This is a genomic window from Halogeometricum rufum (assembly GCF_900112175.1).
Taxonomy (GTDB): Archaea; Halobacteriota; Halobacteria; order Halobacteriales; family Haloferacaceae; genus Halogeometricum; species Halogeometricum rufum.
This window is the reverse complement of the sequence record NZ_FOYT01000002.1, coordinates 496,534-518,552: the sequence shown is the minus strand read 5'-3', so window position 1 is coordinate 518,552 and position 22,019 is coordinate 496,534. Positions and strand designations below refer to the sequence as shown.

23 protein-coding genes and 1 tRNA gene are annotated in these 22,019 nt (G+C 69.1%); 7 read left to right on the top strand and 17 right to left on the bottom strand.

What is annotated here, in order from left to right:
- Position 1: 1 nt before the first annotated feature.
- Positions 2-1,054 carry a DUF1611 domain-containing protein gene (locus BM310_RS12240; protein ID WP_089808092.1) on the bottom strand — a complete coding sequence of 351 codons (1,053 nt, stop codon included), beginning with the start codon at positions 1,052-1,054 and terminating at the stop codon, positions 2-4.
- A gap of 162 nt (positions 1,055-1,216) precedes the next feature.
- Between BM310_RS12240 and BM310_RS12235 the strand changes: the two genes are divergently transcribed.
- Complete coding sequence (locus BM310_RS12235; protein ID WP_089808090.1) at positions 1,217-1,606, top strand: DUF7383 domain-containing protein; 390 nt, start codon at positions 1,217-1,219, stop codon at positions 1,604-1,606.
- Between the two features lie 13 nt (positions 1,607-1,619).
- Here the strand turns inward: BM310_RS12235 and BM310_RS12230 are convergent, their stop codons facing one another.
- The 5 genes from BM310_RS12230 to BM310_RS12210 form a co-directional block, all read right to left on the bottom strand.
- Positions 1,620-2,516, bottom strand: a complete 897-nt coding sequence (locus BM310_RS12230) for a Vms1/Ankzf1 family peptidyl-tRNA hydrolase (protein ID WP_089808088.1) — start codon at positions 2,514-2,516, stop codon at positions 1,620-1,622.
- A gap of 73 nt (positions 2,517-2,589) precedes the next feature.
- Complete coding sequence (locus BM310_RS12225; protein ID WP_089808086.1) at positions 2,590-3,195, bottom strand: putative glycolipid-binding domain-containing protein; 606 nt, start codon at positions 3,193-3,195, stop codon at positions 2,590-2,592.
- Positions 3,196-3,262: 67 nt separating this feature from the next.
- On the bottom strand, positions 3,263-3,613 hold the full coding sequence (locus BM310_RS12220) for a DUF5802 family protein (RefSeq protein WP_089808084.1): 351 nt from the start codon (positions 3,611-3,613) through the stop codon (positions 3,263-3,265).
- A gap of 91 nt (positions 3,614-3,704) precedes the next feature.
- Complete coding sequence (locus BM310_RS12215) at positions 3,705-4,016, bottom strand: hypothetical protein (protein ID WP_089808082.1); 312 nt, start codon at positions 4,014-4,016, stop codon at positions 3,705-3,707.
- On the bottom strand, positions 4,006-5,046 hold the full coding sequence (locus BM310_RS12210) for a zinc-binding dehydrogenase (protein ID WP_089808080.1): 1,041 nt from the start codon (positions 5,044-5,046) through the stop codon (positions 4,006-4,008). Before BM310_RS12210 ends, BM310_RS12215 begins: the two co-directional genes overlap by 11 nt.
- Before the next feature lie 183 nt (positions 5,047-5,229).
- Here BM310_RS12210 and BM310_RS12205 point away from each other — a divergent pair, with 183 nt between their 5' ends.
- Positions 5,230-6,024, top strand: a complete 795-nt coding sequence (locus BM310_RS12205) for a helix-turn-helix transcriptional regulator (protein ID WP_089809212.1) — start codon at positions 5,230-5,232, stop codon at positions 6,022-6,024.
- Positions 6,025-6,069: 45 nt separating this feature from the next.
- Positions 6,070-6,732 carry a MogA/MoaB family molybdenum cofactor biosynthesis protein gene (locus BM310_RS12200; protein WP_089808077.1) on the top strand — a complete coding sequence of 221 codons (663 nt, stop codon included), beginning with the start codon at positions 6,070-6,072 and terminating at the stop codon, positions 6,730-6,732.
- Between the two features lie 15 nt (positions 6,733-6,747).
- Here the strand turns inward: BM310_RS12200 and BM310_RS12195 are convergent, their stop codons facing one another.
- On the bottom strand, positions 6,748-7,575 hold the full coding sequence (locus BM310_RS12195) for a bacteriorhodopsin (protein WP_245778508.1): 828 nt from the start codon (positions 7,573-7,575) through the stop codon (positions 6,748-6,750).
- Positions 7,576-7,809: 234 nt separating this feature from the next.
- Here BM310_RS12195 and ilvD point away from each other — a divergent pair, with 234 nt between their 5' ends.
- Positions 7,810-9,558, top strand: coding sequence for a dihydroxy-acid dehydratase (ilvD, locus tag BM310_RS12190; protein WP_089808071.1), 1,749 nt, complete (start codon positions 7,810-7,812; stop codon positions 9,556-9,558).
- Positions 9,559-9,623: 65 nt separating this feature from the next.
- Here ilvD and BM310_RS12185 read toward each other — a convergent pair whose 3' ends face one another.
- The 10 genes from BM310_RS12185 to BM310_RS12145 form a co-directional block, all read right to left on the bottom strand.
- Positions 9,624-10,061, bottom strand: a complete 438-nt coding sequence (locus tag BM310_RS12185; protein ID WP_089808069.1) for a pyridoxamine 5'-phosphate oxidase family protein — start codon at positions 10,059-10,061, stop codon at positions 9,624-9,626.
- Positions 10,062-10,729: 668 nt separating this feature from the next.
- Positions 10,730-10,800, bottom strand: a tRNA-Pro gene (locus BM310_RS12180).
- Between the two features lie 76 nt (positions 10,801-10,876).
- Positions 10,877-11,968 carry a succinylglutamate desuccinylase/aspartoacylase family protein gene (locus tag BM310_RS12175; protein ID WP_089808067.1) on the bottom strand — a complete coding sequence of 364 codons (1,092 nt, stop codon included), beginning with the start codon at positions 11,966-11,968 and terminating at the stop codon, positions 10,877-10,879.
- Between the two features lie 103 nt (positions 11,969-12,071).
- Positions 12,072-12,944 (bottom strand): RNA-guided pseudouridylation complex pseudouridine synthase subunit Cbf5, encoded by an 873-nt coding sequence (locus BM310_RS12170; RefSeq protein ID WP_089808065.1) that lies wholly within the window; start codon positions 12,942-12,944, stop codon positions 12,072-12,074.
- Positions 12,945-12,947: 3 nt separating this feature from the next.
- Positions 12,948-13,526, bottom strand: a complete 579-nt coding sequence (gene cmk / locus BM310_RS12165; protein WP_089808063.1) for a (d)CMP kinase — start codon at positions 13,524-13,526, stop codon at positions 12,948-12,950.
- A gap of 174 nt (positions 13,527-13,700) precedes the next feature.
- A complete protein-coding gene (locus BM310_RS12160; protein WP_089808061.1) occupies positions 13,701-14,624 on the bottom strand; it encodes a DUF106 domain-containing protein in 924 nt (307 codons plus the stop codon).
- A 96-nt stretch (positions 14,625-14,720) separates the two neighbouring features.
- Entirely contained in the window at positions 14,721-16,016 is a 1,296-nt protein-coding gene (gene gdhB / locus BM310_RS12155; protein ID WP_089808059.1) for a glutamate dehydrogenase GdhB, read from the bottom strand.
- 1 nt (position 16,017) lies between these two features.
- Entirely contained in the window at positions 16,018-16,170 is a 153-nt protein-coding gene (locus BM310_RS21015; RefSeq protein ID WP_143105160.1) for a rubrerythrin-like domain-containing protein, read from the bottom strand.
- A gap of 98 nt (positions 16,171-16,268) precedes the next feature.
- A complete protein-coding gene (locus BM310_RS12150) occupies positions 16,269-18,746 on the bottom strand; it encodes a GAF domain-containing protein (protein WP_245778487.1) in 2,478 nt (825 codons plus the stop codon).
- 109 nt (positions 18,747-18,855) lie between these two features.
- A complete protein-coding gene (locus tag BM310_RS12145) occupies positions 18,856-19,497 on the bottom strand; it encodes an adenylate kinase (RefSeq protein ID WP_089808055.1) in 642 nt (213 codons plus the stop codon).
- Between the two features lie 197 nt (positions 19,498-19,694).
- On the opposite strand from BM310_RS12145, the gene BM310_RS12140 reads away from it, so the two are divergent.
- From BM310_RS12140 to BM310_RS12130, 3 genes are all read left to right on the top strand, one after another.
- Positions 19,695-20,699 (top strand): YeiH family protein, encoded by a 1,005-nt coding sequence (locus BM310_RS12140; protein ID WP_089808053.1) that lies wholly within the window; start codon positions 19,695-19,697, stop codon positions 20,697-20,699.
- Between the two features lie 49 nt (positions 20,700-20,748).
- Positions 20,749-21,147 (top strand): hypothetical protein, encoded by a 399-nt coding sequence (locus BM310_RS12135; RefSeq protein WP_089808051.1) that lies wholly within the window; start codon positions 20,749-20,751, stop codon positions 21,145-21,147.
- Between the two features lie 284 nt (positions 21,148-21,431).
- Positions 21,432-21,890 carry a universal stress protein gene (locus BM310_RS12130; RefSeq protein WP_089808050.1) on the top strand — a complete coding sequence of 153 codons (459 nt, stop codon included), beginning with the start codon at positions 21,432-21,434 and terminating at the stop codon, positions 21,888-21,890.
- Positions 21,891-22,019: the final 129 nt, after the last annotated feature.

Sequence of the window (22,019 nt, the reverse complement as noted above, 5' to 3'; positions counted from 1 at the left end):
GTCAGTCCTCCAACACCGCGTCGAGTATCTCGTCGGCGCCGAACCGCACGATGTCCGTCGCGGGCGCGCCGAGTTCGTCGGCGTACGCGTCGACGGCGTCGCGGGCGGCCTCGTCGTCGTCGACGTCGGCGGTGTTCAACGCGCCGGCGACGACCGACGACTCGTGGACGGGGGCGGCGAGCGACTCGTACAGGTCGACGTACTCCGGAATCGGCGGGAGGTCGAACGACTCGTAGCCGTGGATGACCTCCTTGCCCGCGACGTGACAGAGGACCATCGCGTCGGGCATCGCGCCGTGGAGGATGCCGCAAGTGACGGCGGAGTACGCGGGGTGGACGATGCTCCCCTGTCCCTCGACGAACAGCACGTCGTATTCGTCGCCGACTTCCAGAATCATCTCCTCGACGGAGCCGGCGGTGAAGTCCGAGACGACGCGGTCGACGGGGTTACCCCACCCGGAGATCATGATGCCCGTCTGCCCCGTCGGGATGAACCCGGCGTCGACGCCGCGTTCGCGCGCCGCCTCGAGCAGTTCCAAGGAGACGGTCATCTTCCCCACCGAGCAGTCGGTGCCGACGGTGAGGACGATGTCGGCGTCCACGTCGGCGGCGGTCCCCTGTGCGACCGACAGGTCCTCGTGGGGTTTGCGCACGTCGTTCAGTTCGACGCCGTGTTCGGCGGCGAGTGCGGCGAACTCCTCGTCGTCGTTCAGGAAGTAGTGGAGGCCGGCGATGATGTCACAGCCGCGTTCGATGGCGGTGCGGACGTCGTCGCGCCACGACTCGTCGAAGCCGCCGCCGATGGGGGCGATGCCGACCAGCAGGGCGTCCGCCGCCGGCGCGTCGTCCATCGAGGCGACGACGGGCACGTCGGGCAGGTCCGCGCGGTGGTCGGACGCGACGGTGCCGGGCTTGTCTCGGTCGAGGACGGCGACGACGTCGTAGTCCGCGTACTTGAGGACGCCAGTCGCCGTCTTCGCTGCGTCGGGAAACTTCTCGTGCGCCAGGACGACGACCCGTCTCGGGTCGCCGCCGTCGGCCTGCGCGGCAGTCATCGTGCGTGGGACGACGACGACCGGACGCTTAATTTCGGGTGGTTCGACCCACGGAGATCCATCGTTCCGTCGGGACGGCGACCGCCCCGGCCGAGGGGACCGCGCCCGCCGATGCCGCGCTCCGAAAGGCTTTGTGTCGACTCCCCGTCAGTCCGAGTAGATATGGCGCACCGAGCCAACTACGCGCTCCTCCCGATTATGGAGCACCTCGGCCCTACCGAGGACAGTCTGAGCGTCGACTGGGCCGAATTCGTGGGGGAGCGCACCACCAGACACGAGTTCACCGTTCCCGTCGCGGACGTCCGGGACGTCTACGTCGAACTCCAAGTGTACGAAGTCGGCGATTTCGGGCACGAAATCGTCCTCAACGGCGACCCGCTGACCGGGTTCGACATCCCACCTGGCGACGGGTGGCAGTACTGGATGGACTCGCTCGGGGAGGCGAGCCTCCAGACGGGGACGAACTCGCTACAGATTCTCCGAGACAGGTCGGGAGACGACGCGTTCGCCGTCGGCAACGCCGTGGTGAACTGGCGAGAGCCGGTCGGATAGCGGGCCCGCCCGACTACAGGCGGTACAGCCGCGTCGTCCAGAACTCTCGGACGGCCTCCCGCAACGCGTCCTCCGGGTCGCCGGAGGCGTCCACCGTCGCCACCCGGTCGGCTCGTTCACGGAAGTCGCCGAGGACGGTGCGTTCGCCGAGGACGACGAGTCCGTCGGCGACGCCCTCGTGGGCGTCGAGCGCCTCCGTCGCCCTGTCGAGGTGGTTGTCCACCTGTTCGTCGCGCCGTCGCTCGAACCGCGCCTGCGAGAACCCGCCCTTCGAGTGGGCGTTCATCACGTCGGACTCCACCTCGTCCACGAGCGTCACCGACTCGCCGTCGTAGACGCCGAGGGCGAACAGGTCCGACCGGACGAGGGCGACGCGGACGGGTTCCTCGGGGACGAACCACGAGCGCTCGATTCTGAACCGGTCGTCCCACGCGGCGAACTCGTTCGGCGGCGTCGGCGCGTCGAGGGCGACGGAGACGAGTCCGGCGTCGTCGGTGAGGCAGAGACAGGGAGCGGCCCGGCGGACGAGAGCGCTTCGGTCGCCGAACGCGTCGGCCACCGTCGCCGGCACGTCGTCGCCGACGACGGCCGAGAAGGCGCCCTCGGGGCCGGTCGCGAACGAGTCGAGGCGGGCGAGAACCTCGTCCAGTCGCTCGCCGAACAGGTCCTCGGTGCCGCGGTAGTCTACGTCCGCCTCCTCGTCGCCGCCGAGTCGGTCGACTCGGTCCTCCAACTCCGTGATGCGGTCTTCGAGGCGGTTGACCTCGGCTTCGGCTTCCTGACGCTCCTTGACCGCCTCCGCGCGACGCTCCTCCTCGGCCTCCGCGCGGCGTTCGAGGTGGTGTTTCTCCTCCTCCAACTCCTCGATGCGCGCCTTGAGTTCCGCCCGTCCCAGCAACTCGTCCAGCATCTTGGTACGACGCGCGGACTGGGTGCACTTGAACGTGCGCCTTCGGTCGAACGGTCGCGCTCGCCGTCGACCGTCAGGTCTCGGACGGACTCCGGACGCAGCGGAACGCGCCGGGGTAGTCGCGGACGACGCCCGCGGCGTCGACGGCCACCGTCGCGGTGAACCCGGACGTGAGACTCTCGTACCGGTAGCGGTCCCCGTCGCCGTCGCTCTCGCCTGCAGACGGAAGCCGCGTGTACCGTTGCTCCGCGCGCGACACGTCCAGCGTTCGCGGGTCGAGGTACGCGACGGCTATCGCCGCCGACTCCCCCGGAGCCAGTCCGAGACGCCGAATCGGGAGCGTGTTCGTCAGCGGCGTCACCGCCACGTCTACGTCGAGACAGTCGTCGAGGGCGGGAGCCGGTTCGCCGTCGACGGTCCACGACCCGCCCTCGGCGACGAGCGAGAGCGAATCGGACGCCGCGGCGTCGTCGCCCTCGCCGGCGTCGAAGCGGTCGACTCGGACCGTCTCGGTTCGGAACTCCGAGTCCGTCCGGAGGCGGTATCTCACTCTCGTCGCGTCGTCGTCTCCGCCGACGGCGACCACCAGTCCGTCCGCCTGAATGCCGGGGGAGAACGAGACGGCGCAGTCCTCGAACCCGACGCCGTCGACCGGTTCCCAGCAGTAGTGGGCGTACACGGCGAACGCTCGCGAGAGGCGGTATTAAAGCGACCGCTGCGGCGGTCGAACCGCGCCGACCGAGGACTCAGGCCATCACGGCGTCGTCGTCGAAGTCGTACCCCGCGTAGCGGAGGAGTTCCGTCGCTCGCTCCGGTTTCGCGAGGAGGACGTCCCTGTCGTCGGGGAGGTTCGCGTCCGCGAACTCCTGCGGGAGGGCGAGTGTGCCCGACGGGACGCTCTCGTCGCCGACGACGGGGAAGTGCCCGGCGTCGAGTTTCATCACGAGGGGCACGTCGAGGCGGACGAGTTCCGCCTCGGCGTACAGTCGTTCGTTGACGTGCGTGTGGTCGGTTCGCTGTATCGCGGGAACGTCGCCGTCGTACGGTTCGACGTACAGGCGACCCAGGTAGTAACCGCTCGAGAACTGCTCGAACATCTGTGCATGTGATTGTCTCCCACGGAAGAAGATAAGTCTTGTCGCTAACGTACTTATGGTCGAACAAACAAAGCGCTCGCCGCCGCGGCGGTCAGTCGTCCTCGTCGCCGCCGTTCGTCGCGCCCGTCATCGACCAGACGGCGGTGAGGCCGAGAATGCCGGCCGGGAGGAGGGGGAGGACGAGGAGCGCGACGGTGTAGGGGATGCCGAGCGACGCGAACACCGACGGGTCGAGGTAGATGATTCCCGGGACGACGAGCGTACACAGCACCAGTACGGCGACGAGTCCCCACCCGCGCGTGCCGAACCCCGCGGGTTCGGGTTCCTCGTAACCGGCGTCGCTCCCGGCGGTGCCGTCGGGTCGGTGGACGTATCCGCCCGTGTCGTCGTCCTCAGAGCTCACTATCGGGAATTACCACCACCTTGCCAAAGCCCTCACGGTTCTCTATCATCTCGTGGGCGCGGGCCGCCTCGCTCATCGGCAGCACCTCGCGAACGCGCGGTTCGAAGGTGCCGTCCCAGACGAGGTCAAGGGCCTCGTCGGCCTGTCCGGGCGTCGCCATCGTCGACCCGATGACCGACAGTTGGTTCCAGAAGATGCGGTTCAGGCCGGCGTCGGGGTTCGGGCCCGTCGTCGCCCCGCAGGTGACGACGCGGCCGCCCTTCCGGAGACTCTTCAGGGAGTCCTCGTACGTCGCCGCGCCGATGTGGTCGACGACCATGTCGACGCCGCGGCGGCCCGTGGCGTCGCGAATCTCCGCGGCGAAGTCCTCGTCCTCGTAGTTGATGGTGTGGTCCGCGCCGCAGTCGCGGGCGTACTCCAGTTTCTCGTCCGTCGAGGCGGTGGCGAACACCTCCGCGCCGGCGTGGTCGGCTATCTGGACCGCGGCGTGGCCGACGCCGCCGGACGCGCCGAGGACGAGGACGGACTCGCCGGGGCGGAGTTCGCCCCTGTCGACGAGCATCCGCCACGCCGTCTGGAACACGAGGGACGACGACCCGGCGACTTCCCAGTCGACGCCCTCGGGCACGGGGACGAGGTTCTCCTCGGGGACGGCGGCGTACTCGGCGTGGACGCCGCGGACGTGTTCGCCGATGATGTGGAAGTCGTACGACAGGGTCGGGTCGCCCTTTCGGGAGAACTCGGTGTTCTCTCCGGCGACGCCCGCGATGAGTGCGACGCGGTCACCGGGTTCGAAGCGGGTGACGCCCTCGCCGACTTCGTGGACGACGCCGGCCATGTCGCTGCCCGGGATGTGCGGCATCTCCAGGTCGATGCCGGGCATCCCCTTTCGCGTCCAGATGTCGAGGTGGTTCAGCGCGGCCGCCTTCACGTCCACCACGACTTCCCCCCGTCCGGCCTCAGGGTCCGGGAAGTCGCCGTACTCGATTACCTCGCGCCCGCCGTGTTCCGCGAATTGCACAGCCTGCATAGACACCCCGTCACGGGGAGACGACAAAAGCCCCCGTCTCCACACACGTCTTACCGTTAGTTCGACGAACGACGATATTCGCGGCGTACCCGTCCTCGGAATCGCCGGCCGCGACGGTGCCGGCCGGAGGCCGTGCGAGAGTGATTCACAATCTTCATGCGGGTCGTCTACGATGTGGAGACGATGCCGGGAGACGGACGGCACATCGAAGAGGTAGTTCTCAGCCGGGAAGGCGTTCTTCGGGCCATCGTTCGGGAACCTCAAACAAAGCGGGAGTTGACGGAGACGGTCAGCAGTTCGCGTTCGACCGTCGACCGGGCGATTCGCGAACTCCTCGACGCGGGTCTGGTGAGACAGGCCGGCGGCGAGTACGAGGCGACGATGGCCGCCGAGTGCGCTCTGGACGCCGTCGGGGCGTTCCACGACCGGATGCGGACCGTGAGCGACGCCGTCGCCGCCCTCGGCCACCTTCCCCCGGATACGCCGTTCGACCCGGTGTTCCTCGACGGTGCGGAGGTGCAGGTGACGACCCCGACGATGCCGGACGGCGTCGTCGAACGCCTCTTCGAGAGCATCGAAGACGCCTCGCACGTGCGCGGCATCGCTCCGGTCGTCCTCTCCGGGCACCTGCAGTCGTTCTACGATGCCGCGAAGGAGGGCGAGGCCCGCATCGAGATGCTCATCGACGGCGACGTCCTCGACCGAATGGTGGCCTCGCCGAGCACCCGTGACATCCTGGCCGCGCAACTGCGAGACGAACAGGTGTCGATTTCGCGCGTCGACGTCCCGTTCTCCTTCGGTGTGTGGATAACCGAGGAGGAGGCCGGCGTCGTCGTCTACAGCGACACCGGCGTCCGCGGCATCATCGTCAACGACACCGACGAGGCGTACGCGTGGGCCGAGCAGTGGTTCGACGACCTGTCCGCGGCGGCGACCGCACTCACGGTCGACGGCGTCGCGAACGCCGGCGACGAGTAGCCGAGGGCGCGAGAACTTTGTCCGGCGGGGCCGAACCGGTCGGTCGTGAACGACCACGATAGCCACGACAGTCACGAGGAACACGGCAACCACGAGGAACGCGACCAGCACGACGGCCACGACCATCACGACCACCACGGGGAACACGACCAGCACGACGGTCACGACCATCACGAGGAACACGACCAGCACGACGGCCACGACCATCACGACCACCACAGTCACGACGTCGAGACGCTCGGCGTCGGCGTCGTCACCGTCTCCTCCTCCCGGTCGATAGACGAGGACGACGCGGGCGACGCAATCGTCGCCGCGTTCGAGGACGGCGGGCACGAGGTGACCGTCCGCGAACTCGTCGCCGACGACTTCGACGGCGTCCAGTCCACGGTGAACCGCCTCGTGGACCGCGACGACGTGGACGCCGTCGTCACGTCGGGCGGGACGGGCGTCACTCCCGACGACGTGACCGTCGAAGCCGTCGAGGACCTCGCGGGCAAGACGCTCCCCGGATTCGGCGAACTGTTCCGCCGGCTCTCCGCCGACGAAATCGGCACGCGCGTCGTCGCCACCCGCGCGACGGCCGGCATCGTCGACTCGACGCCCGTCTGCTGTCTCCCCGGGAGCGAGAACGCGGTCCGACTGGGCGTCGAGGAGATACTGCTCGCGGAACTTCCCCACCTCGCCGGCTTGGCGGGCAGAGAGAACTGAGACGACGACGCCGCCTCAGTCGTCGGTCGCAGTCGCCGCGTCGTCCCGAATGGACGGGGCCGACCCGACGACGCGCTGATTCTGGGCGACCCAGCGGAGGAGCAGGTACGCGAAGACGTACTTCGCGAGGATGTCGAGGCCCGAGTAGCCCCACGAGGTGAGTCCCACGCTCAGCACGGCGAACCCCTCGCTTCCGAGCGCCCACAGGATCGGGTAGCCGAGCCACAGCGTGACCGTCAGCAGCTTCAGCGTCTCGAATATCTCGTCGGTCCCCGCGGCCGTCGCGTCCGCGGGCCACTCCACGAGGAGAACGTACAGCACCGCGACGAAGAACGCACAGCTGACGAGGAAGAACACCCAGCGGAGCAGGTGCGACGACGTGACGAGCGCCGCCGCCAGCCCGGTCACGCACATCCCGACGTCCATCGTAATCGCGGTGAACAGCTTCGTCGTGTCCGTCCCCGCGAGGAGACCGAGGGCGAGCAGAATCATCGGCGTCGAGAACGTCCACGTCAGATACCGCCCCCACGGGGAGAGGACCTCCTGACCCGCCAGCGCGTGGCCCGGGGGCATCTCCAGGACGCCGACCGTCAGCCCCGACACCAATCCGACGTAGCTGGATATCGACACGAGCGGGACGAGGAGGGTCGCGACCCAGATGAGCCTGGCGCGCGGTTCCGCGACGTCTCGTCCCATGTAGACGAACAGCAGTATCGACAGGCCGGCGAGCGCGATGTTGACCCACAGCGACGACGCGAGCAGCGGGTCGTTACGTATCGCTTCGAGGACCTCCGGTTGCGTCGCCTGCGCGAAGCTGTCGGACTGTACGACCGCCGCAGACAACTGTGGAACTGTCGATGGCATATGTCGGGTCTTGTCCGGCATCTCGCCGCTTCGAGTGCCGGTCCGACAGTTCCTAGGGACGCGACCGGCATGTAGTTATCTCCTGCTTGACACTCCCGGCCGGTCGCTCCGCGGCCGGGCCCCGACGCCGTCGGGCCCGTCGTCGCGCCGACGATTGGATGTAAATACTGTCCGGGCGCGGCACTTTAAGGGTACAGACGGATAGGGGCCTGTATGAGCAGTCAGAAACCCCGCGAGGAGGAGGACGACGAACCGTTCTCCAGCGGAAAAGATGCCAGCCTCCCGAGTTCGGAGGTGACAGAGGGCGCAGACCGCGCCCCCCACCGCGCGATGTTCCGGGCGATGGGGTTCGACGACGAGGACCTCGGGTCGCCGATGGTCGGCGTCGCCAACCCCGCGGCCGACATCACGCCGTGTAACGTCCACCTCGACGACGTGGCCGACGCCGCCATCGAGGGCGTCGACGAGGCGGGCGGGATGCCCATCGAGTTCGGCACCATCACCATCTCGGACGCCATCTCGATGGGCACCGAGGGGATGAAGGCGTCGCTCATCTCCCGGGAGATAATCGCCGACTCCGTCGAACTCGTCGCGTTCGGCGAACGGATGGACGCCCTCGTCACCGTCGCGGGGTGCGACAAGAACCTCCCCGGGATGATGATGGCGTCCATCCGGACGGACCTCCCCTCGGTGTTCCTCTACGGCGGGTCCATCATGCCCGGCGAACACGAGGGGCGCGACATCACCGTCCAGAACGTCTTCGAGGGCGTCGGCACCTACGCCGAGGGCGAGATGAGCGCCGAGGAACTCGACGACATGGAGCGTCACGCCTGCCCCGGTGCCGGTTCCTGCGGCGGGATGTTCACCGCCAACACGATGGCCTCCATCTCCGAAGCGCTCGGGATGGCCCCGCTCGGGTCCGCGTCGGCCCCCGCGGAGTCCGCCGAACGCTACGACGTCGCCCGCCGCGCGGGCGAGGCCGTCCTCGAAGCCGTCGAGAACGACCTGCGCCCCTCGGACATCCTGACGAAGGAGTCGTTCGAGAACGCCATCGCCCTGCAGGTGGCCATCGGCGGGTCGACCAACGCCGTCCTGCACCTCCTGGCACTCGCCGCCGAGGCCGACATCGACCTCTCCATCGAGGAGTTCGACGAGATATCCCGCCGGACGCCGAAGATAGCGAACCTCCAACCCGGCGGCACGAAGGTGATGAACGACCTGCACGAACAGGGCGGCGTCCCTGTCGTCGTCCGCCGCCTCCTCGACGCGGGCCTGTTCCACGGCGACGCGATGACCGTCACCGGCCGCACCGTCGCCGAGGAACTCGACCACCTCGACCTGCCGGCCGACGAGGACGTGTCGGGCGACTTCATCTACACCGTCGACGACCCGTATCAGGAGGAGGGCGCCATCAAGATTCTCACCGGCAACCTCGCGCCCGACGGCGCCGTCCTGAAGGTCACCGGCGACGACACGTTCCACCACGAGGGCCCCGCGCGCGTCTTCGAGAGCGAGGAGGAGGCGATGCGCTACGTGCAGGAGGGCCACATCGAGTCGGGCGACGTCATCTGCATCCGCAACGAGGGGCCGACGGGCGGCCCCGGCATGCGCGAGATGCTCGGCGTCACCGCCGCCGTCGTCGGGCAGGGCCACGAGGACGACGTGGCACTCCTCACCGACGGCCGGTTCTCCGGCGCCACGCGCGGTCCGATGGTCGGGCACGTCGCCCCCGAGGCGGCCGACGGCGGCCCCATCGCCCTCCTCGAAGACGGCGACGAGGTGACCGTCGACATCCCGAACCGCGACCTGTCGGTCGACCTCTCGGACGAGGAACTGGCGTCGCGAAAGGACGACTGGGAACCGCCCGAACCCAACTACACGACGGGCGTGCTGGCGAAGTACGCCGACGACTTCGGCTCCGCGGCGAACGGTGCGGTGACGAACCCCGGCGCGAAGCGGTAACCGCGCGACTTCGGACAGTCTCCGTACTCTGACCGATACTCGTCCTGCGTCTCCCGCGCCGAACCTCAGTCCGCTTCGCCGTCGGAGCGCGTGAGTTCACGCCCGGAGACCGTCTCGGGGATCAGCCGGTAGAACGCCATCGAGAGGTCCTCCGCCTCGGTGTCCGGATAGACGTTCAGCGCCGGAATCTCCGCGTTGTCCGCCATGGCCGCCGACGCGGCCGCCCGGTCGGCGTCGGGGACTCGTTCGAGGCGACCGCGGACGAGGACGCTCTCGGCGGGGTCGTCGGTGTACACGGTGAAGGTTGCCACCTCCGTCGCCCGAACGAACGCCATCTTTCGACTCGTCTCGTGGTACACGAGTTGGAAGTAGAGGGCGTCTCCGTCGTAGCCGAACGATTCGGGGACCGCGTACGTCTCCGCCCCGTCGGCCAACGATAGCACGCCCGACCCGGATTCGGTGAGGAGAGTATCGACCGCAGACGGCGTCATCTCGACAACCATTACCGGTCGTTCGCCGGGAACCGGTTTGTCTGTGTTGGATTCGACGCTCGATTCGCGGGCCGGGCTATGTCAGCGAGCGTGAGTCTCCGTGCGCTAGTGAACCTGTAGCCACACCGGCCGCGTTTCACCACCTACTTTATACAGTATCCCTGAATATTCAACCGCCCTACATCGGACCTTTTCTGTTCGGCGTAGGGCGCATCCCACCCGTCGGGGGATTCCCCTCTCCCCCAACCCCTTCCTGACGGCTCGCAGTCCCATTCCCCCTCCCGTTTTTACCGCACGACCGATGCGTCCTCGTCTCGGGCCCAGAGGCAGAACGCCGGAGTCGATACGGGGGCGTCCACGGGGCCGGTCCAACTTCGAGGCTCCGTCTCGAGAGTGAGTAGCACCACCCGCGTACGCTCCCGGCGAGAGACGCCCGTCTCTCGAGCGGGTCGTCCCGCGAGGCGAGCGAAGCGAGTCTCGCGGCTCTTTTTGGTCCAGATTTTTGCGAGGAGCGGTTCCCGCAGCGAGCCGACGGCTCGCGAGGAAACCCGACGAAGTAAAAAGGTGGAAGTGGGACCGCTGAGAGTCGAACTCTGCTCGTCCGTCTCTCACCGGTGTACGCTCGACAGACGGCGCGGGCGACTCGCTTCGCTCGTCGCGTAGCGCCGTCAGAAGTGAAGTGGGACCGCTGAGAGTCGAACTCAGGTCCTACCGACCCCATCGGCAGAGGATACCACTACCCCACGGTCCCAGGGTGTATTCGACAGAAGGAGTGTCCGACCGTTAAGTGCTTCGTTTCGACGCGACGGGGTCACTCGGTGACACGGTCACGCTTCCGCGTCGGCGTCGCGGGGGACCACCAGTTCGCCCTCGTCCCTGACGGCCATGCTCAGTACCGGGTCGCCCTCGTAGGCGGCCAACCCCTCGCGGCGAGCGACGACGTAGCCGTCGTGTTCCGACTCGACCGTCGCTCGGCGGTCCCCCTGCGGCGTCACCACGTCGGCGACGGCGTCGCCGGTCGCGACTACGTCGCCGGGTTCGACGCGGTGGCGGACGAGTCCCGGCGTCGACACCCGCGGGTGAACCGCGCGGCGAACCGGGTAGTCCACCGGCGCGTCGGGGACGCCGGCACCCGGTTCGCCGACGCCGTCGGGCACGTCGCCGGCGTCGAGCATCCCCAGTTCGACCATGACGCCGTAGACGCCGGCGACGCCCGCCGCGCGGACGTCCTCCTCGACGACGCTGTGGCCGCCGAGTTCGACGGTGACGGACGGAATCCCGGCGGCGTTCAACGCCGCGCCGGCCGTCGAACGCTGGAGGCTCTGTTCGACGTACTCGCCCGCGGGGTACTCGGTCAGGAGCGGAAAGCCGAACGCCGAGGCGAGGCGGTCGAGTTCGTCGGCGAGTTCCTCGGCGGCGGACTCGTCGCGACGCTCGCCGTACAGCACCCGGTCGCGGATGACGAACGGCATCGACCCCACCTGCGCGGTGTGGAGGTCGACCAGCGCGTCGGCCGACGCCGCGAACGCCTCGTACAGGCGTTCGTCGATGCGTTCCTGAACGCTCGGCGGCCGCGAGGACGTGGACTCGGGGTCCGGGAAGTAACGGTTCGGGTCGTCGTCGCCGTAGTACGACCGGCGGTCGTTCCGCCGGAGACCCGCCGGGTTGACGACGGGGACGCAGACGACCGTTCCCGAGAGGTGGTCCGCCAAGTCGTCCCGCATCGCGTCCTGCGCGACGGCGACGCCGGTGGCCTCGTCGCCGTGGACGCCGCCGGTGAGCCAGAGGGTGGGGCCGTCGGCGTCGCCCTCGGCTATCACCACGGGGAGTCGTTCGCTCCCGCCCGTCGGGAGGTCGGTCACCTCGAACCAGCCGCTGACGACCGCGCCGGGTTCCGATTCGACGCTTCCTACGTGCATGTCTCGGTCTCTGCGGGCACGGGCAAAAGTCGTCGGATACCGGTGTTCCCGTCGCTGCGTCGGGGGCACGCGAACCGGCGTCGGGTCGCGGGTGAAAGTGCGTTCAGACCAGCACGCGCTCGAGAGAGACGACTTCGCCCGACTCGGCGTCGGGGTCGCCGACCAGTCGGCCGAGGCAGACCGCCGCGTCGTCGGGCGTGACGCAGGCGACGAGCGACCCGCGTTCGGCGTCGTCGGCATCGAACACACCGGGCGCGTACACCGGTGCGCCCTCGGCGACCTGTTCGGCCGCGGAGTGAGCGATGGTGACGTGCGGGAGGTGCGTGAGGGCGCGTTCGGCGGGCGCGACCACCTCGCGGAGGAGGCTCTCGTCGCCCGCCTCGGCGAACGCGAGGGCGTCCGCGAGGTCGTACAGCGTCACGAGGTCGGTGTCGTCGAACGGGTCCGTCGCCGTCCGGCGGAGGTGCCCCATGTGCGCGCCGGTGCCGGCCGCCAGCCCGATGTCGTGACAGAGCTTCCGGACGTACGTCCCGCTCTCGCAGCGAATCCGCAGGAGGGCCTGCCGGTCCCGAACCTCCAGCAGGTCGAGTTCGTACACCTCGCGCGACCGGAGGCGGCGGGAGACGGCGCTCTTTCGGGGCGGTTTCTGGTACACTTCGCCCTCGAACTCCGCGACGACGCTCTCCAAGTCCGACGGCGCGGGCTTGTGGAGTTCCAGCACCGAGATGTACTCCTTGGATCCTTCCAGAAACACCTGCGCCATCCGGGTGGCGTCGCCGAGGAGCATCGGGAGACAGCCGGTGACCTTCGGGTCGAGCGTGCCGGCGTGCGCCGCCTGTTCGACGCCCGCCATGTCTCGGACCCACGCGGCGACCTGATGCGCCGACGGACCGGGGGGCTTGTCGAGGTTGACGACGCCGAACGAGAGCAGGTCCGCGAGCGAACGGTCGTGGGGAGGGTCGCGAAGGTCGGTCACGGTTCAGAAGTCGTACTCGACGCCCTCGACCGGGAACTTCCCCTCGTCGTCGTCGGGGTCGTACGCCTCGACGGCGGCGGTCAGGATGTCCGGCACGTCCTCCTCGCTCCACCGCGCCGTGTTGAGCGTCACGTCGTAGATGCCGAGGTCGGTGATGTCGATGTTGTAGTACTCCTCGTAGCGCAGGGCTTCGCTCTCCTCGCGAGCGTGCGTCTCCTCGCGGGCGGTGTCGAGCGACTTGTCCTCCCGCGCGGCGATGCGCTTCGCGCGCACGTCGAGGGGCGCGTCGAGCCACAGGCGGATGTCGGCGGCGTCGCCCGCCAGCCACCCGGCGAGGCGCGATTCGAGGAGGACGTCGTCGCGTTCCAGAGCGATGGTGCGGAGGCGACGGTCCAAGTCGCGGTCTATCTGGTCGTCCTCCTCGGCGAGTCTGTTGAACTCGACGGCCGTCATGTCGCGTTCGGCGGCGAGTTGGCGGAAGATGTCGCCGCCGGAGATGTGTTCGAGGCCGAACGCCTCGGCGAGTGTGGCGACGGTCGTACTCTTTCCGGCACCCGGTGGACCGGAGACAGTCAGCAACATAGAGACTCTCGGACGGTACGGCTAAAAGAGGTTGTCTTTACCGACGAGTGTGCGGGGCGGTACCGCACGGAGGGCGGCGGCGGAGCGAGGCGGTCCGCGGCGTCGAGTCTACGACGCCGTCGGGCAGTGCGGCGTCGAGTCTATGACGCCGTCGGGCAGTGCGGCGTCGAAAACCTACGACGCCGACGGCGAGATGTCGATGTTGAGGCTCTTGCGGATTATCTGGGTGAACCCCATCGAGCAGAGGAAGTACCAGACGATCCACGCCTGCATCGGGCCGAGGACGCCCTCGGTCCAGCTAACTTCGCCGACGAGTGGCAGGACGATATTCTGCATCGTCACGTGCGCCTCGGCGTTGCCGCCGACGCCGATGGCCCAGTACATCCAGAGGAACGCCGGGATGGTGAGGAACATGATCCACACCATCGGGCGGAACTGCTCTTTGAACATGCCCATCTGGTCGCCCATCGCCTCCATCTGCTCCTGCTGGATGGCGTCGAGGGCCTCGTCGTCGTCGTTCTTCTGGGCCTCCTTGCGTCGCTCCTGAATGTCCTTCATCCGCTCTTGGTACATCGACATCTTGTCCATGTCCATCAGGTTCGCCTGCAGGAGCGTGGAGTAGAGCCCGGTCGCCAGCGCGATGACCATGATGACCGCGTAGAACGGTAGCAGGTCGGTCAGCGGTCCGAGGACGACGTTCATCACGTTGCCGATGATGTCGCGGAGCGGTTTCCACCCGTACGCGGCGAACAGACCCACCGTCACGACGGCGGCCATCTTGTCGTAGGTGGACCACGAGGAGTCGCCGAGGTCGTCGTCGTCGACCGACGACGAGGACGACGCGCCCGACGAACTCGTCGACTCGGTCTCGAGGGCCGCCCGCGTCGCCTCGGGGTCGGCGAGTCGGAACCCCTCGTCGCCGTCGACGAGGACGCCCTTCTCGATGAGACGCCCCCAGTGACCGCTGGTGATGTCTCCCTTCACGTCGACCCACTTGACTTCGCCGTCGTCGGCCCGCGCGAGGACCGTCTCGACGGCGTCCCGCATCTCCGGGTCAGAGGAGACGAGGTCACGCACCTTCGGTTCGATTCGTGCCATTGCCGAGAGAGTAGTTACTCACCGGTTATCAAGCTTTTACTCTGGATTCGTGTTCGCGCGGAGGGCCGCCGGCGTCCGCGAGGGTGATCCGGGCGGTCAGGGCCAGACGCCGCGCGCGTCGTGTGCGGCCGCGACGCGCCGAAGCGCGACGGCGTAGGCGGCGTCGCGCCACGTCCGCGCGCCGTCGTCGAACTCCGCGCGGACCGCGTCCCACGCCGCGAGCATCTCCTCTTCGAGTTCCGCGTGGACGCGTTCGAGCGGCCACGCCCGACGGTTGATGTCCTGCAACCACTCGAAGTACGAGACGGTGACGCCGCCCGCGTTGGCGAGGATGTCCGGAATCACCGGCACGCCGCGGTCGTCGAGCATCTCGTCGGCGGCGGCCGTCGTCGGTCCGTTCGCCCCCTCGACGACCACGTCGGCCCGCACGCGGTCGGCGTTGTCGGCGGTGAGGACGTTGCCGACGGCGGCGGGCACGAGGATGTCCACGTCGAGTTCGAGAACGGCCTCGTTCGACAGCGTCTCGGGCGCCTCGTGCGTCATCACTGCTTCGGGTTCCTCCTCGTGGGTCGGCACGGCGTGCGTGTCCAGTCCGTCGGGGTCGTAGACGGCGCCGTTCACGTCTGAGACGGCGACGACGGTCGCTCCCCAGTCGTCGAGGAGACGCGCGGCGTTCGCGCCGACGCTCCCGAACCCCTGCACGGCCACCGTCGCCCCCGAGAGGTCGATGCCGTGGTGGGCGGCCGCTTCGCGCGCGACGATGGCGACGCTCCGGCCCGGCGCGCCGTCGCGCCCGTGACTGCCGCCGACGACCGGCGGCTTACCGGTGACGACGCCGGGCACCGTCTCGCCCTCCTGCATCGAGTAGGCGTCCATGAACCACGACATCGTCTGCGCGTCCGTCCCCATGTCCGGCGCGGGGATGTCCGTGTGCGGGCCGACGACGTCGCGCAGTTCCTGTGCGAATCGGCGGGTCAACCGCTCGGTCTCCCCCTCCGAGAGGTCCTTGGGGTTCACGACGACGCCGCCCTTCGCGCCGCCGAACGGCAGGTCCATCACCGCGCACTTCCACGTCATCCACATCGACAGGCCGACGCACTCGTCGCGCGTCACGCCGGGGTGGAACCGGATGCCGCCCTTGTACGGCCCGCGGACGCTGTCGTGTTGCGCGCGGTAGCCGACGAACACCTCCAACGTGCCGTCGTCGCGTTCGACCGGCATCCGCACCTCGTGGACGGCGTGCGGGTGTCGGAGGCGTTCGACGACGTTCGGGTCGACGTCCAGTCGCTCCGCGGCCCGGTTCAGTTGTGTGCGGGCGGTTTCGACGGCGGACGCCTCCTCGGCCGGCGGCGACGCCGTCTCCTCCGCGGCCCGGTCGGTGTTCGCGGCCATCTCACTCCATCGGTGTCCCGCGGTTTCTCAGCGCGCCGCCGCACTCGGGACAGGTCGCCGGACCCGACCCGGATTCGACCACGTTCCCGCACTCGAAGCATTCGTAGGTGGACTGTTCGGCCGGTTTCGCGGGGCTGTCTTTCCAGAACGACATGGTATCTCGGGCGCTTCGCCCTATCAGGGGTAATAGGAATATTAGGTTGAACGTGTTCGTTGAACTGTGACCCCACTCCGTCGCGGGAGGTTCAGTATTCAACCATAGTTTGCAATACTTGCCGAATACTGCGTCTCCTCGAACAGGGCGGCGAACAGTTTGCGCTGGACGGTCCGGACGTGCCGGTAGAACGCCGCGGGCGAGATGTCGAGAACGTCCGCGACGGCCTCCCCCGAGTACGCCCGCGGGTCCTCGAAGTAGCCGGCGTGGTACGCCGTCTGGACCACCTCCAACTGTCGCTCGGTCAGTCGGTCCAGGACGGTGGCGGCGAACTCGCCGCTGGAGGGTTGCTCGCGGTGTCGTTTCGACCGGAGCGTGACGCCGTCGAACGTTCCCGACAGCAGTTGCGTGACGCTGTGCAGTTCGACGCCGTCGGGGACGTCGATTTCGAGCGTCGTGCCCGCGGGCGTCGCCTCGACGCGCCGGAGGACGACGCCGTGGTTCGCGAGGCGCGAGGCGACGAACGGCCGGACGAAGCGGAACCAGACGGTGGCCGAGTCGTCCTCGGCGGCGACGACGCGGTACTCGGCGACGCCGGCGGTGGCGTCCGCGACGGCCCGCAGGTCGGCCGTCGTCGCCCCCTCGACGGTGGCGAACACCGAGTCGTCCTCGACGGTCTGCTGGATGCCGGTGACGACCGAGAGCGTGCAGTCGGCGCGTTCGGCCACGCGCGAGAGCGGAAACCCGCCGCCGGAGACGGCGTACTCGACGCGGGTGACCGCCGTCGTCAGGAGCGCCGCCTTCCGTTCGACGGCGCTGATGGCCGAGGCCACCGTCTCGCCGAGTTCGGCCATCACCGTCCGGACCATCCCGTCGAACGCTGCGGGCCGGTCGGCGTAGACGGCCAACACGCCGTAGGAGACGCCGTCGTACGAGATGGGGACGGCCACGGCCGACTGGAAGTCGCGTTCGAGGGCGGCGCGACGCCACGGCGTCCGCCGCAGGTCGGTGGCGACGTTCGAGACCAGCGTCTCCTCGCCCGTCGCGGCCGTCGCGCACGCCGGGTCGCCGTCGGCGTCGGCCGCGAGGGCGACGTCGTCGAGGTAGCCCCGTCCGGTCCCGCTCTCGGCCCGCGGGACGAGCGTTCCCGACGCCGGGTCGACCGACCCGACCCACGCGAACCGGTAGCGGTCGCCGTCGGTCAGTCGCTCGCAGACGGCGCGTTCGACCGCCTCCCGCGTCTCCGCGCGGATGACCGACTGGTCCACCTCGCGGATTATCTCGTTGACGCGGTTGAGCGAGACGAGTCGGTCGTTCCGTCGCTGGAGTTCACGGTCCTGTTCGCGGAGTTGCGACTGCCGCTCCACCCGGTCGAGCGCCGCCTCCGTCGTCGTCGCCAGCAGGTCCGCGATTTCGCGGTGGACGTCGTCGAACGCGCCGACGGCGTCGACGCCGGCGACGAACACGCCGTGGTCGCCCAGCGAGAGGACGACGACGCTCCGGAGGTCCGTGGCCGGATTCGACAGCGCCGGCGACTCGTGTACGTCGTCGAAGAACAGGGGGTCGCCGGTCACGAACGCCCGACCCACGAGGTTCTCCTCGGAGGGCCTGAACGACGGTAGCGGCCCGTACAGCCGGTCCATCGCCGGCGTCTGCGCGACCGGTTCGAGGCGGTTCGTCTCGGCGTCGAACCGGAATATCGCGCTCGCCGCACAGCCGAGGACCTCCTCTGCGTCCTCGACGACGTGCCGGGCTATCTCCCGAACCGTCTCGGCGTACTGCAGTTCGCTCGTCGTTCGGTGCAGTCCCGTCAGCGACTCCTCGCGCTGCTTTCGCTTCGTCACGTCGCGACAGCTATAGAGCGTCGTCCCGCCCTGAATCGACACCTCGCGGACGTTGACGAGGAGCGTGTGCTCCGCGCCGGCCTTGTCGGTCGCCGTGGTCTCGACGTTCGTCAGGACGCCCGACTCGGCGAGTTCGGCGTCGTCGAACAGGTCGTCGCCGAGGAGGGCGTCGATACTCCCGAGTTCGCGAATCTCCGCCTCCGTGTATCCGAAGATGAAGTGGACGTTCGGGCAGACGTACGTGAACCGGCCCTCGTCGTCGGTGATGAGCACCGTGTCGGTCATGTTGTTGAGCGTGACGCGGTGGAGTTCCTCCGACCGTCGGAGTTCGCGCTCCAGTTCGACGCGCTCTGCGGCCTCGGCGGCCGCTTCGACCGTGCGCTCCCGGACGTACGACGCGAACTCGGCGGTGTCGGCCGGCACGTAGTCCGTCGCCCCGGCGGCGAGGACGTCGCGGGCCAGCGACTCGCTGCCGGCGTCGGTACAGAAGACGATTGGGAGGTCCGTCGCGGCGGCGCGGAGCGTCGAGACGGCGGCGACGCCGCCCTCGGACCGCGCCACGACGACGGCGTCGGGACGCCCCGACGACAGTCGCTCGCGCCCGTCCGCGACGCCGTCGACCCGGGTGACCGACGCGACGGACGACAGCGCGTCGGCCGCCGACTCGGCCCAGTCGGGTCCCCCGACGAACAGCACTCGGGGCGGCGTCGCGGCGTCCGGTTTCGCATCCATGTCCGCCGCGTTCGCCGCCGGAACGGAAAACTCCGCCGTCACGCCCGGGGTGGACGCGGCGTCTCGCGAGGCGGGTTCGAGAACGAGTGTGGTCGCTGCGGGTCGGTCGTTACGCGTCTTCGACGACGGCGGCGACGTCCTCGAACACGTCGTCCGGCGTCTGCTCGCCTTCCACCTCGACGAGGACGCCCTCCTCGCGGTAGTGTTCGACGACGGGTTCGGTGTTCTCGCGGTAGACGCTGAGGCGTTCGCGCACCGTCTCCTCGGTGTCGTCGTCGCGCTGAATCAGTTCCGCGCCGCACTCGTCGCAGACGCCCTCCTCCTCGGGCGGGGCGAACTCGACGTGGTAGTTCGCGCCGCAGTCGGGGCAGACGCGCCGGCCGGTGAGTCGGTCGACGAGTTCGTCCTCGCTCACGTCGAGGTAGACGACGGCGTCGAGGTCCGTAATCTCCGTGAGGTACTCGGCCTGGTCGAGGTTGCGCGGGTAGCCGTCGAGGACGTAGCCGTCGGCCTCCCGCAGCGCCGTCTTCACGATTTCGTTCACCACGTCGTCGGGGACGAGTTCGCCCGCGTCCATGTACTCCCGCGGGGTGTCGTACTCGAAGTCCATGTCGCTGATGTCCATGTCCTTGTTCGCGCGGAGCGCGTCGCCCGTCGTGACGTGTTCGAGGTCGAACTCGGCGGCGAGTCGCTTCGACTGCGTTCCCTTTCCGGCGCCGGGGGCGCCCAGCAGCAGGATGTGCTTACCCATGTTCCCCCCAATCCGGGCCGACGGTATAACGTTGAAGATAGCGTCTCACCTTTCGACGCTCCAGCCGCCGAGCGCCGAAATCAACACAGTAAGGGGCCCGCGCACGAACCGGCAGACGAGATGCCGAACGCGACGCTCCCGAACGCTCCCCGTCCCGTCGGCGCGGGGACGAACCGAGCGCCGACCGACGCGCGGCCGTGACCGACGCTCGACGGGTCTCTCGGCGGGTTCTGTCGGCCGTCCCGGGCCTCCTGCTCCTCGCCGCACTCGCCGGACTCGCGTTTCTCGTCGCCGACGTGGTTCCCGGACTGAACGCGCTCCTCCTCGCGGTGGCGTTCGGCGCCGTCGTCGCGAACGTCGTCGGCGTCCCCGACCGGGCCGCCGCGGGCGTCCGGTTCCACGGCCGCCTCCTCGAAGCCGGCATCGTCCTCCTCGGCGCGCGCGTCGCGTTCGCCGACCTCGTCGCGAGCGGACCCGTCGTCCTCGGACTCGCCGCGGCCGCCGTCGCCTTCGGCGTCGGCTTCGTCGACGTGCTCGCGCGACGGGTGTTCGAAGTCCAGCGCCAGACGGCGTCGCTCCTCGCGGCGGGGGCGAGCGTCTGCGGCGTCTCCGCCGCGACGGCCGTCGCGGGGACCATCGACGCCGACGGCGAGTCGCTGGCGCACGTCGTCGCCGCCATCCTGCTGTTCGACGCGGTGACGCTTCTGGTCTTTCCCGTCGCGGGCGACCTGTTGGCGCTCTCCGGCCGGCAGTTCGGCGTCTGGGCCGGCCTGAGCATGTACAGCACCGGTCCGGTCACCGCCGCCGGCTTCGCGCACTCCGCCGAGGCCGGCCAGTGGGCGACGGTGACGAAACTCGTCCGGAACTCCCTCCTCGGCGTCGTCGCCCTCTGGTACGCGTTCCGCGACGCCGACCGCTCCACCGAGTCGGGCGTGGCGTCGGTGCTGGGCGGCGTCCCGAACTTCCTCGTCGGGTTCGCGTTCGTCGCCCTCGCCGCGAACGCGGGGCTCCTCTCGTCGGGGACGCTCGCCCTCCTCGAGACGACGAGCGACGGCCTGTTCGCGCTGGCGTTCGCCGGCCTCGGACTGGACGTGCGCCTCGAAGCGATGCGCGACGCGGGTCTGGCCCCGGTGGCCGTCCTCGCGGTGTCGCTCGTCGTCGTCTCCGCCCTCGCGTTGCTGGCCGTGGTGACGCTGCTCTGACCCGCCCGAGTCCCCCTCGTTTTTCTACCGACGGCGACGAACGTCCGGTATGACCAGATTCGACGCCGACGACCCGAAAGCGCGACGGAAACTGTTCGCCGAGGCGGTCACCGCCCACCGGACGCGCGCGAGTCCGTTCCTGACCGTCGAAGTCGAGCACGACCCGGACGTGGACGGGGAGGACGCCCCGGCGCCGTGGGTGCAGTTCGCCGACCAGACGTTCAACATGGACCTGACCGAGGCGGAACTCGAACGCGCGAAGACCCTCCTGACCGACTTCCCGGAGTTCCGCATCGACCGGATGGAGTCGCCCGAGGAGGCCGAGGGGACGAACCTCCGCATCATCGCGCGGTCGGACGCGAACCGCCTCGCCGCCTTCGTCGACCGGGTGTTCGTCGAGGTGTACGGCCGCGACGACGACTACCGCGCGTGGGTCGCGGCGGTCTGAGTCGGGCGGGCGACGGCACGTCCCGTCGGCCGGCGGTCCGGGTCGGTCCGTCGAGGCCGAATCGGCCGCGGCCGCCGGTACGTCGGTTTGCGAACTTCTAAAGCCGAGGAGGGACAATCGCTCTCGTATGACTCTGTGTCGCATCCGTTCACGTACACGTACGTCTCGTTCCGCGGGGGACGACCGGAGGGTCGGGGGACTCCGGGCCGAACGCGACGACGCGGGCGCGGACCGGGAGACGCCCGGCCGCCGAACCGGACCCGGTGTCGACGGCGGTGGCCAGCATGGCTGAGGGGTCGCCTCGGTCGCTGTTCGACCGACCGCTCGTCCCCGTCGCGAACGCCGACGACGCCGCCGCGACGGCCGACGCCGTCCTGCCGCACGTCGCCGCCGTCGGGGGGCGCGCCGTCTTCGTCCACGTCATCGAGAAGGCCGGCGGCGCCCCGGACAAGGCGTCGGTCGAACAACGCGAGGACCTCGCGGACGAACTGTTCGCACTCGTCCGCGAGGCGGGCGAAGACGCGGGCGTCGAGGTGGAGACGGACCTCCGCTACGGCACCGACGTCGCCGACACCATCATCGACGCCGCCCACGACGTCGGCGCGACGTGCATCGCGTTCACGCCGCGCGGGGGGAGTCGGTGGTGGGACCTGTTCTCCGGCGACACCCGCAAATCGCTCGTGACCGAGAGCGACCTGCCGGTGGTCACCCTGCCGGACGCCGACGAGGAGGACGCCGCGTGACCGACGACCGTTCTCCCCCGGTCACGATTTCGTCGCACGGAGGTGACTCCGCGTGACCGACGATTGTTCTCCGCCGGTCACGACTTCGTCGCACGGAGGTGACTCCGCGTGACCGACGATTGTTCTCCG